The sequence below is a fragment of the Arthrobacter sp. 9E16 genome (assembly GCF_002929435.1).
Lineage (GTDB): Bacteria > Actinomycetota > Actinomycetes > Actinomycetales > Micrococcaceae > Arthrobacter_B > Arthrobacter_B sunyaminii.
In genome coordinates, this window is sequence record NZ_PJIU01000003.1 from 609,777 (window position 1) to 621,883 (window position 12,107).

5 protein-coding genes and 2 tRNA genes are annotated in these 12,107 nt (G+C 64.1%); 6 read left to right on the plus strand and 1 reads right to left on the minus strand.

Features of this window, described 5'->3' with window-relative positions:
- The first annotated feature begins 46 nt into the window (after positions 1-46).
- The 5 genes from dusB (at position 47) to CXR00_RS15055 (ending at position 8,657) form a co-directional block, all read left to right on the plus strand.
- A complete protein-coding gene (gene dusB / locus CXR00_RS15035; protein ID WP_104055331.1) occupies positions 47-1,219 on the plus strand; it encodes a tRNA dihydrouridine synthase DusB in 1,173 nt (390 codons plus the stop codon).
- Between the two features lie 6 nt (positions 1,220-1,225).
- The gene (locus CXR00_RS15040) at positions 1,226-2,509 is read left to right on the plus strand and encodes a deoxyguanosinetriphosphate triphosphohydrolase (protein ID WP_104055332.1); all 1,284 of its coding nucleotides are present in this window, start codon (positions 1,226-1,228) and stop codon (positions 2,507-2,509) included.
- Between the two features lie 155 nt (positions 2,510-2,664).
- A complete protein-coding gene (locus tag CXR00_RS15045; RefSeq protein WP_104055333.1) occupies positions 2,665-6,369 on the plus strand; it encodes a thioester domain-containing protein in 3,705 nt (1,234 codons plus the stop codon).
- A gap of 142 nt (positions 6,370-6,511) precedes the next feature.
- Positions 6,512-8,521, plus strand: coding sequence for a DNA primase (gene dnaG, locus CXR00_RS15050; RefSeq protein WP_104055334.1), 2,010 nt, complete (start codon positions 6,512-6,514; stop codon positions 8,519-8,521).
- A 63-nt stretch (positions 8,522-8,584) separates the two neighbouring features.
- Positions 8,585-8,657: transfer RNA gene (locus CXR00_RS15055), tRNA-Asn, on the plus strand.
- A gap of 68 nt (positions 8,658-8,725) precedes the next feature.
- Here CXR00_RS15055 and CXR00_RS18675 read toward each other — a convergent pair.
- Complete coding sequence (locus CXR00_RS18675) at positions 8,726-11,713, minus strand: endo-1,4-beta-xylanase (protein WP_258060511.1); 2,988 nt, start codon at positions 11,711-11,713, stop codon at positions 8,726-8,728.
- Between the two features lie 318 nt (positions 11,714-12,031).
- Here CXR00_RS18675 and CXR00_RS15065 point away from each other — a divergent pair.
- Positions 12,032-12,104: transfer RNA gene (locus CXR00_RS15065), tRNA-Asn, on the plus strand.
- Positions 12,105-12,107 lie beyond the last annotated feature (3 nt).

Here is a 12,107-nt window from a genome sequence, read left to right on the forward strand (position 1 = left end):
CCCACAACCCTCAGCAGGATTTGCACCGGCTTGCGAGAATGGGGGTGTGACTGTTTCATCCCCAGAACTCAAACTCGAGCTGCCGCCGCTGCAGCTGGGCCCCATTACCGTGGACACGCCGGTGATCCTGGCACCCATGGCCGGCATTACCAACAAGGCTTTCCGGCGGCTCTGCCGCGAATACGGCGGCGGCCTGTACGTCTCGGAGATGGTCACCTCGCGTGCCCTCGTCGAGCGCTCGCCGGAGTCCCTGCGCATCATCGAGCACGACGACGACGAATTGGTCCGCTCCGTCCAGCTCTACGGCGTGGACCCTGTGACCGTCGGTGCCGCCATCCGCATCCTCGTGGAGGAAGACCGCGCCGACCACATTGACCTGAACTTCGGCTGCCCCGTCCCCAAGGTCACCCGCAAGGGCGGCGGATCGGCCCTGCCCTGGAAGCTGGACCTGTTCACGGCCATCGTGCAGACCGCGGTGAGGGAAGCCTCCAAGGGCAACATCCCGCTCACCATCAAGATGCGCAAAGGCATCGACGAGGATCACCTGACCTTCCTTGAGGCCGGCCGCATCGCCCGCGACTCGGGTGTTGCCGCCGTCGCCCTCCACGGCCGCACCGCATCCCAGTTCTACTCCGGCAAAGCCGACTGGAACGCCATCGCCGAGCTGCGCGAAGCCCTGCCGGATGTGCCGGTACTGGGCAACGGGGACATCTGGTCCGCTGAGGACGCCATTGCGATGGTCCGCCAGACAGGCGTCGACGGCGTCGTCATCGGCCGCGGCTGCCAGGGCCGGCCCTGGCTGTTCGGCGACCTGCAGGCCGCCTTCGAGGGCAGCGACACCCGGCACCGCCCGGGCCTGAAGGAGGTCTCCGAGAGTGTCTACCGGCACGCCGAACTGCTGGTGGAAACCTTCGGCGGGGAAATGATGGCGCTGCGGGACATCCGCAAGCACATGGCCTGGTACTTCAAGGGCTACGTGGTGGGCGGCGATCTCCGCGCCCAGCTCGCCACCGTCCCCACGCTCGAAGTCCTGCGCGAACTGCTGGACCAGCTGGACCCCGAGGCCCCGTATCCCGGCGTTGACGCCGAAGGCCCCCGCGGCCGTGCGGGCTCACCCAAAAAGACAGCGCTGCCGGAGAACTGGCTGGAATCGCGGGAGCTCAACGCCGCGCAAAAGTCCATCATCTCCGCAGCGGAACTCAACATCTCAGGCGGCTAAACACCCATGACCTTTCCGCAGGCTTTCCAAACCGCAGGCTATACCGATGTTGACCTTGCACGCTGGGTCACCGAGCCTGCCAAGAACACCAACCGCACCCAGTTTGGCCGGGACCGTGCCCGGGTGCTGCACTCCTCGGCGCTGCGCCGGCTCGGCGCCAAAACCCAGGTGGTGGCTCCGGACACTGACGACTTTGTCCGCACCCGCCTGACACACTCCCTGGAAGTGGCTCAGGTGGGCCGCGAACTGGGCAACGCGCTCGGGTGTGACCCCGACGTCGTCGACGCCGCCTGCCTCTCGCATGACCTCGGGCACCCGCCGTTCGGACACAACGGCGAGACGGCGTTGAATGACATTGCCCATGCCATCGGCGGGTTCGAGGGCAATGCGCAGACCCTGCGCCTGCTGACCCGGCTGGAACCCAAGATCATCGCACCGGACGGCAGCCCGGCCGGCCTGAACCTCACCCGGGCCTCCCTGGATGCTGCCTGCAAGTACCCGTGGTCCATCGCTGATGCGCCGCTGGTGAACGGCCACCGGACCACCAAATTCGGCGTCTATGAAGATGACCTGCCTGTCTTCAGCTGGCTGCGCGACGGCGCCCCCGCCGGCCGCTCCTGCCTGGAGGCGCAGGTCATGGACCTGGCTGATGACATTTCCTACTCCGTGCATGACGTTGAGGACGCCATAGTGGCCGGCCACGTGCAGCTCAAGTGGCTGGACAATCCGGACCAGCGCGCCCGGGTCATCGGTTACACCCAGCAGTGGTACCTGCCCGGCACCGAGGGAGCGGCGATTGAGGAGGCCCTCAAGCGGCTCGAAACTGATCCGGTGTGGGTCCGCGAGTCCGACGGCAGCCGCAGGTCCATGGCCGCACTCAAGGACATGACCAGCCAGCTGATCGGGCGGTTCTGCAACAGTGCATTGGAAGCCACCCGCCTTATCTACGGCACTGATCCGCTGACCCGGTACAACGCCGAAATGGTGGTTCCGGAGGAGACCCAGCTGGAGATCGCGGTCATGAAGGGCCTGGCCACCACCTTCGTGATGACCACTGACCAGCGCCAGCCGTTGTATGAACGCCAGCGCGAGATCCTCACAGCCCTGGTAGCCCAGCTGGCCGCCACGGGGGATCGGCATCTGGAACCCATGTTCGCTGCCGATTGGCGGGAAGCGGCCGACGACGGGGCCCGGCTGCGCGTGGTCGTGGACCAGGTCGCCTCACTCACTGACGGGTCCGCGCTGGCACTGCACGAGCGGCTGGTGGGTCCGGTTCCGGCGCTCTGGTAAAAACATCTGGTTGTCTCGGATAAAAAGCCCTGTTGACTCTGGCGGAGCCCGGAGTGTCTCGTTAGTGTTTCGGATCTGAGGTGTAACATTCACCCCTTCGGTTACCACTGGCCGCAGGAGCACCTCTACCGGACAACTCTCACGGGGGACTCTTCATGAGCGACCAGCCACACCTCAACGTCCGCCGCCGTCGCCGTGGATCGCCCCCGCAGCCTTCCCGTATGCGGAACTGGGCGGGGATCCTGCTCGCTCTGCTGCTTGTGGCAGCCCCGCTGGGAGCTCCGGCCAACGCCACCCTGAAGCCTGGCGGCCCGTTGCGAGGCGCGGCCACGTCCGATGTGACGGACATCAGCATCAGCTCAACCGGTGAAGGACAAGCTGTCAACGGGGCATTGCCCCCGTTGGGAACCGATTGGCCGGTCACGGAATACCCGACCGCCATCCCTCCAACCTATGAGCGGGAGGACGTGTCCTTCGCCGGAATCATCAATACCCAAGATGTCACGGGCGAAAACACGGCGCAGATGTACTGCATAGATTTGCGGACGGAAACCCGGGTGGGGCTGGGATACACGAACGGCACGTGGGATGAATCCAATGTGCCGAACATCGGGTACGTGGAAAGGATCCTGAACACGTACTATCCGACTACTGATGCTCCTGCAGGCCTGGACATCAATCAGAAGGCTGCCGCCGTGCAGGCCGCCATCTGGTTCTTCACGGACGGCTTCGTCGTCAACCCGCGGCACCCGCTCTACAACACCGTGTCCAACATCGTTGCCGAGACTATTGCCGGCGGGGTGCAGCCCGAACCGCCGGCCCCCGACGTCACCATTACCCCCGCCAGCGCCGTAGGCCCAGTCAACGGAGTCGCCGGCCCGTATACGGTGGCCGCAGAGAATGCCGCTGAGGTGACGGTCATCGTGGATGACGGGTTCAGCCTTTATTCTGATGCGGCAGGCAACGATCCGCTTCCGGAGACTGTTCCCAGCGGGACTCAGGTCTGGGTTCGCAGCGACTCGGGGAGCACCGGGCCTGCTGAAATCACGGCGCGGGCGGCGGTGACAGTGCCCACGGGAAACGTGTTCCTCTATGACGGAGCTACACCGGGCACAGCCGCCGCCCAAAAACTGATCCTGGCTGACACTCAGGTTCTGAGCGCAAACGCCACGGCGTCGGCCGAATTCTTCGAAACCGGTTCCCTCCAGGTCACCAAAACCATCGCCGGTGCCGCTGCCGGCAGCCAAGGTGATGTGGTCATCAACATTGACTGCGGCCCGGACTACCAGTTCACCTTCACCGTGCCGGCCGGAAGCACCGGATCCTTGACCTCCGACACGTTCACCGACATCCCGGTGGACACCGTCTGCACCATTACCGAGCCAACCAACGGCTCCAGCACCAGCGTCTCGGTCATCACCGACCTTCCGGGGCCTCAGACCATTACTTCGGGCGACACCGTCACAGCGACCGTCACTGACACCTACACCTTTACGCCCGGGACCCTGGCAGTCCGCAAGATCGTGACCGGAACTGCAGCAGGAGCCCAGGGCGAAGTACAGATCTCAGTACTGTGCACCTCGGACGGCGCTACGGTCCTGGACACCACCGTGACCATTGCCGCCGGTGAGACAGAGCCGGAAGCCTCGGAGTTTCCCGGCCTCGCCGCGGGCACGGAGTGCTCGGTGACGGAAACTGTGAACGGTGAAACAGAAGCGGTTAGCGTCACTGTCTCCGGGGAGGGCACAGTAACTGTCCCCGCCGGCGGCAGTGTGGAAGCCACCATCACCGATACCTACGAGTTCCGCCCCGGAACATTCGCGGTCCGCAAGGACATCGCCGGGGACGGCGCCGGACGCCAGGGTGAAGTGGTCCTGACGGTTACCTGCACCTCCGGTCTCAGCGAGACCATCACCATTCCTGCTGGAACCACTGAACCGACCACCGAGGAATATGAGAATCTGCCGGCCGGAACCAGCTGCACGGTCACGGAAACCTCGGACGGAACCAACGCTGAGGTCAGCGTCACCACAGTTATCGATCCCGTCGGTGGAACCGTCACCATACCGGCGGGCGACGGCGTGGAAGTGACGGTCACCGACACCTACACGGTCAATCCCGGCGCGCTCACACTGAACAAGGTGATCGCCGGGGCTTCCGCAGGGCAGCAGGGCCAGGTGGAGATTCTCGTGACCTGCACCCTGGACGGCGCCCCCACCGTGGAGCAGACTGTCACCATCGATGCGCAGGCCACCGGCACCATCGCCACCCCCATTGTCGACATTCCGGAAGGCAGCACCTGCGCCGTCACGGAACCCGTCACCGGAGAGACCGAGACCATAGAGGTCTCCGTTGACTTGCCCACCGCCGTCGTCATTGCGGCAGGGGCCACGGCCACGGCAACGGTGACCAATACCTACTCGCTGAAGCCCGGCATATTGGTAGTCACCAAGGTGATCGGGGGCGAAGCAGCCGGCAACCAGGACGTAATCCAGGTCCGTGTCATCTGCACCTCGGAGGGGGCTACGGTACTGGACGAGGTGTTCCAGGCGCCTGCCGGAGCCACCGGACAGGGCTCGGGCAGGTACACCAACATTCCCGCCGGAGCGTCCTGCGACGTTACGGAGCCTCAGACCGGCGAAACCGAGTCAGTCCTGGTGGAAACCATCCTGCCGGACCCGGTGACGATTCTTGCCGGTGAGACTGTTGACTCCACTCTGACCAACACCTATACCTTCGCTCCGGGGACCCTGACGGTCACAAAGATCATTGACGGGGAGGCTGCGCTTGAGCACGGAGAGATTGTCCTGCAGGTCCAGTGCGGACCGGACGGGTCGGTGCTGGATGAGACGGTGACGATCCCGGCAGGGACGGTTGTTCCTGATCCGGCCGTTTTCGATGGTCTGCCTTCCGGCACAGAGTGCACGATCACGGAGCCCACAACAGGTGCTACGGAGACGGTCCAGGTCAGCACGGTCCTGCCGGATCCGGTGACTGTTCCTGCCGGCGGAGGGACCGAAGCGGCGGTAACCAACACCTACACCATCGCTCCCGGCTCTTTGACTGTTACCAAGTCCATTGCGGGTGAAGCGGCAGGTCAGCAGGGCGAAGTCGTTCTGCAGGTGCTGTGCGGTCCGGACGGGTCGGTGCTCAATGAGACGGTGACGATTCCGGCCGGGACACAGGATGACGTGACCACCACGTTTGAGGACCTTCCGGCCGGGACTGAATGCGCGGTCACTGAACCTACCAGCGGCGCTACCACTGAGGTTTCCGTGGTTACCGAGATTCCTGATCCGGTGACGGTTCCGGCAGGCGGATCCATTGCGGCCGCTGTCACCAACACCTACTCCTTCACGCCGGGAACCCTGGTGGTCACCAAGGTCATTACCGGCGACGCGGCGGGTGCACAGGGCGAAGTCGTCCTGCGGGTTCGGTGCGGACCGGACGGCACGGTCCTGGATGAAACGGTGAGTATCCCGGCAGGGACCACGGGAAACGTCAGCACCGCATTCGAGGGCCTGCCCACCGATACCGAGTGTACGGTGACCGAACCTGCCGGCGGCGGAACCAGTACCGTCAACGTGGCAGCGGAGCTTCCGGAACCGGTCATGATTCCGGCCGGCGGCGGAGTTGAGTCAACCGTCATCAACACCTACAGCCCGGTTGTCGCTCCGACGCCGAAACCCACCCCGGCACCGGTCAAGCCGGCCCGTCCGGATCTGCCCTCCACCGGTGCCAACGGAACCGCCGGCTTCCTCGCCGCCGGGGCCGGACTGCTCCTGGTCGGTGGCCTCGCAATGGCGGCCAGCCGCCGCAGGGCAGACAGCGCGGAGGATGGCAGCACGGATCAGCAGTAACCCGGTGTAGTCGTCCAAGAGGATCCCGCTCAGCCGATGGCCGGGCGGGATCCTCTGTGTGCGGGACCTTGTGCACTGGATCCCTGGGCGTGCCGCGCGTCACCAGCCACGGCGGTTAGGGCAGGAAGAATAGACTGGAGGCATGGCCGGCCTGATTAAACGCGAAGACATTGACGAAGTACGCTCCCGCACCGACATCAAGGCCGTGATTGACGGCTACGTGACGTTGAAGTCCGCCGGCATCGGATCCTACAAGGGGCTGTGCCCGTTCCACGACGAGCGCTCGCCGTCCTTCCACGTCCGGCCCCAGGTGGGCACCTACCATTGCTTTGGCTGCGGCGAGAGCGGCGACGTTATTTCCTTTGTCCAGAAGATGGACCACGGAACGTTCTCGGAGACGGTGGAGAAGCTCGCCGCGCGGCTCGGCTATGAACTGCACTATGAAGACGGCGGAACCGGACCGCGCCGCGAAGACGTCGGCAAGCGGCAGCGCCTGCTCGATGCCCACAAGATCGCCGCCGAGTTTTTCGCCGCCCAGCTTCGCACCCCCGGAGCGCAGGCCGCCCGGGACTTCCTGCAGGAACGCGGCTTTGACCCGGCAGCCGCAGCCCACTTCGGCGTGGGCTATGCACAGCAGGGCTGGGACACCCTGCTCAAACACCTCACGGACAAGGGCTTCACCCGAGAGGAACTGGCCGGCACCGGCATGTTCTCCACCGGGTCCGATGCCTCCCGCTTCTACGACCGGTTCCGCGGCCGGCTGATCTGGCCCATCCGTGACCTGACCGGCGCCGTGATTGGCTTTGGTGCCCGCAAACTCTATGAGGATGACCAGGGACCCAAATACCTGAACACCCCCGAGACCGCGCTCTACAAGAAGTCCCAGGTCCTCTACGGCATCGACCTGGCCAAACGCTCCATCGCCAAGGACCGGCAGATCGTCGTCGTCGAAGGCTATACGGACGTTATGGCCTGCCACCTCGCGGGCATCACCACCGCCGTCGCCACCTGCGGCACCGCCTTTGGCGAGGACCACGTCAAGATCGCCCGCAGGCTGCTCTCCGATGACGGTTCCGGAGGAGAGGTGATCTTCACCTTTGACGGGGACGCCGCGGGGCAGAAGGCTGCGCTGAAAGCCTTCGATCTGGACCAGCGCTTCACGGCACAGACCTATGTTGCCGTAGACCCGGAGGGCATGGATCCGTGCGACATCCGGCAGAAACACGGAGACACCGCCGTCGCCGAGCTTATCCGCTCCCGGCGGCCGCTGTTCGAGTTCTCCATCCGCTCCACGCTGCGCAAATTCGATCTCAATACAGTTGAAGGCCGCGTGCAGGCCCTGCGTGCCGCAGCACCGGTGGTGGCGGAGATCCGCGATCCCGCCATGCGCCCGGCCTACGCCCGCGAGCTCGCCGGCTGGCTGGGCACCGACGTCGACGATGTCACGCGCGCCGTCTCGTCGGCTGCCAAACGCCTGCGGGAAGGCGGTACGCACGGCAAGTCCGCTCCGTCCGCTGGGGGGCGCGACGACGCCCGCGGCTCCCAGCACGAGTCCCGGGACCGCCGCGGCCAGCAACAGGCCCAGCAGGGGAGCCGCCAAAGCTACCAGCAGCCTCAGGACAACGGCGGCGGTTACGGTCAGTCCGTGCCGGAACCGGTACTGGAGGAGCCGGTCTTTTCCCGGCCGGACCCGAGGGATCCCGCCGCCCGCATGGAGCGGCAGGCACTGGAAGTGGCCCTGCAGCAGCCGGGACTGCTGGATGAGGGGCAGTGGGAACGCTTCAAAGCGGCCCGCTTCTCCGTTCCGGCCTACCTTGCCGTGCACAACGCCATCATTGCCGCCGGGCATGCCGGCACCGCACCGGCACAATGGGTGGAACAGGTCCGTCAGGAACTGCCGGACACCCTCCGCGACTTCGTCAGCGAACTTGCCGTAACGCCGCTGCACGCCCGGGACAACGATGCCCTGCAGCGATACTGCCGGGACATCCTCAACCGGCTGTTCGAACTTCAGGTGACACATCTGAAAGCCGAGAAACTGGGCCAGCTGCAGCGGCTCGATCCGTCGGCGGACCCGGCCCTGTTCCAACAGTTGAACCGTGAGCTGATGGAGCTGGAAATGCAGCGCAGGGCGTTGCGGGGAGATCAGTAAGGGCCTCTGACAGGCACCGATTTCGCTTCCCCGCAAAACCTCTGTAGAGTAGTACTCGCGCTTTCCTCCGTAGCTCAATTGGCAGAGCATTCGACTGTTAATCGAAGGGTTACTGGTTCAAGTCCAGTCGGAGGAGCAAATGAATGAGGCCCGAACCGGGAATACCGGTTCGGGCCTCATTTTTTTATGCGGGTGATGCAGCGGTCAGTGCCTTCCGGAGTGCCTGTGCTTCTTCACCACCACGTCGAAGCTGTTGGTCCTCGTGTTCCCGGCTGCATCCGTGGCTGTGCAGGTGACCGTGGTTGTCCCCACGGCAAAGGAACCGCCGCGTCGCGGAGAGCAGTTCACCGGCACCTTTCCGTCAAGGGTGTCGATTGCCGAGGGCAGCGGGTAGGACACCTTTACCCGGCCGGCACGCTTCGCGTAAGCCACCACGTCCGGCTGGTCGGCGATCCGCGGAGCCAGGACGTCGGCGGGCCGGGCCGGTAGTTTCGCGGGATCCACGATGCCCCAGTAAGCCGGTGTGACCTGCAGGTCATCGTCGAACGGGAGCGGCTGCTCCCACGGCCGGGCCATCGGCCAGGTCCGCAGCCAGCTGCGTGCGTTGCTGATGCCCCAGAACGTTACCGAATCGATCGCCGAACTTTGCCTGCGCAGCATGGCGAACAAGTCGCGGTAGTAATAGCCCACTTCGGCTGCGGCATCGGCGTCGTTCTCGAAAGCCGGACTGTAGGGGTCCACGGGTGCTCCGCCGACGTCCGCGCCCTGGTTCTCGGTGGAGGCGTTTACGTCGAGCTCAGTGATCGCCTGAAGGAGGTCCGGATTGACCTTCTCAACAGCCCGTATTGAGTCCTCGAGCCACTGGACCGGACGGGCGACGTCGACGTGGGCCTGATGCCCCACACCGTCGATGGGCACGCCGCGGGCTTCCAATGCACGGATCAGGTCGAGATAGTCCGCCCGTTTTGCGGGCATTTCGGTGTTGTAGTCGTTGATGAAGAGCTTGGCCTCCGGGAAGTACCGGTCGGCGAGACGGAACGCCTCGTCGACATAGCGCTCCCCAAGGATCTGGAACCAGCGGCTGTCCCGCATATCGTGCGGGTTGGCGGTGTCACCGTCAGCGATCGTCTCATTGACAACATCCCAGGCCCAGATGGGGCTGTCCCCGTTCGGGTAGCGGGCGTCGATGTGATCCGCGATGCCCTTGATGTGGGCCTCCATGCGCGCCTTCAACAGGGCCCGGTCGGCTGGATTGCCGGTCAGGTCCCGGGAACCGTCCTTGAAGAACCATTCCGGGGTTTGGGAATGCCAAACCAGCACATGCCCGTACACCTGGACATTGTTGGCGTCCGCGAAATCCAGCAGCTGGTCAAGTTGGGTGAAGGTGAACTGTCCTTCGACGGGCTGCACACTCTCGGGCTTGCCTGCGTTCTCAGGCGTAAAGGCGTTGAAATGCTTCCGCATGAGGTTAGCTGCGCTGCCTGCTGTCTCGCGCGCGTCGATCGCTGCTCCCACATGTTCAATTCCCTGCGCACCGAGGACATCCTTCAACGCGGGGACATTGGTTTGGATGGGGATCTCCGGAACCGCCGCGAGACTGAAGTCATCGAGCAAATAATCCACTCCGGCCGTTCCTTCGACGTATACCTGTGCTTTGTCCGCAGCCGCACCGAGGGTGTATGTGCCCGTGAGTTCGGTCCAGCCGTCGGCGGTGACAGAGGCGGACGCACCAGCAACGCCCTCGAAGGCGCTGCCGCCCCCGTTGTCACGCTGAACGGAGATCTTCAGCGAAGCCGGCTGCTGTCCGGGGGCGAGTTTGGCCCACACGGAGATCCGAACGGCGGCGCCGACAGGCAGGGCGCCGGTGACGTCGAGTGCGGCACCGTGCCAGTCCTGGGAGCGGTTCGTGACCAGCAGGCTACCGGTCCCGATGCGGGCATCAGAGCTTTGTGCAATCAGCACGCCGTCCCCGCGGGCCGCCCATCCGTCGGTCCCCGTCTCGAAGCCGGATGACACGCCGCCGGGAGTTTCGCCGGTGGGCGGCGGCTGCGACCCGCCTCCATCGTCAGGGACAGAAGAGGGATCCTTCAGGGTTTTCCGCAGGGCATAGTACGCGGGCTTCCGCGTGAAGTCCTCCTCCATGACTGTTGCCTCACCCTCACCGGCGAAGAACACCGGAACCCAGGAGTACTTGTCCGTGAAGCCCCAAATGGTAAATGAGTTGCAGTCCTCGACTGACAGGCAGGCCTTGAGGGCACGCTGGTAGTAGTCCGCCTGCTGCGCGAGCTGCTCAGGGGTTGGCTCGGTGCCGGCAACAATGTCCATGCGGACATCGATTTCCGTAATGGCCGTTTCCAGGCCCAAATCATCAAAGCGCTGCAGGTTGGCCTGAAGGGCGTCGGGGAAGCCATACCGGGTGCTTAGATGCCCCTGGATGGCGAAGCCGTCAACCTGCACGCCCTGTGCCTGCAGCCGGGGGATGAGTTCAAGGTAGGCGTTGCTCTTCGGGTTGATGTCCTCGACCCCGAAGTCGTTGAAGAAGAGCTTCGCCGAAGGGTCGGCCTCATGTGCCCATTGGAAGACGTCGGCAATGATGTCCGGTCCCAGCTCCCGGAGCCAGATGTTTTCAGTGGTGCGCAGGGTTCCGTCGTCGTTGAAGATCTCATTGGCTACGTCCCATTGCTGGATTTTTCCGGCATACCTGCCCACCACGGTCTGCACATGGTCCTTGAGGATCCCGCGGAGCTCCTCTTTCGAAAAGTTTCCCTGCTCCAGCCACTGCGGATTCTGGCTGTGCCAGAAGAGAGTGTGGCCGCGCACTGCCTGCTTGTTCTTTTGGGCGAACCGAACAATCGAATCCATTTCGGCGAAGCGGTAGACATCCTTTTCCGGATGGATGAATTCCCACTTCGCCTGGTTCTCCGGTGACACTGAATTGAACTCAGCGGCAAGCTGCCTGCGGTATTCCTTGTCGAAGGTAAAGGGATCGGGGTAGTCCTGGGTCTCGTGGTGACCGCCGCCGGCAACGGCTGAACCAATGTTGAAGTCCTTCGGTGCGGCTCGGCGCAGGGTGTCTTGTTTGGACTGTCCCGGTGGACGCTTTCCATCCTGCTGCACGGCCACCGCCGGAACCGTCGGCAGGACCAGCGCCGAGGTCAGAAAAAGAGCGGTGAGTAAACGCGGTACCTTCATGGAACTCTCCCTTGAGTACATTGCGGGGCCACCAAGACGGCAGCCAAAGTTGGCGCTTGGGCTCGAAGCATGGCCGAAGCGGCGTGGGGAACGGTATGAACGTCCCCGGACGGGGTCAACAGCAATAGCTGCTGTTGACGGGTAAATCCATGCTTCCCATTGCACTTCCACCGGCGGGACTGATATGGCGGTTGTTGGCCCGCGCCGGTGTTTGGGCGCAGTGTCGATGGCCGGTCGGGGGAACGGGGTGATGAGATCCGGAACACACCTGGATGTGCATATACACACCAAAAACCCTGTATAGTAGAACTCGCGCTTTCCTCCGTAGCTCAATTGGCAGAGCATTCGACTGTTAATCGAAGGGTTACTGGTTCAAGTCCAGTCGGAGGAGCAA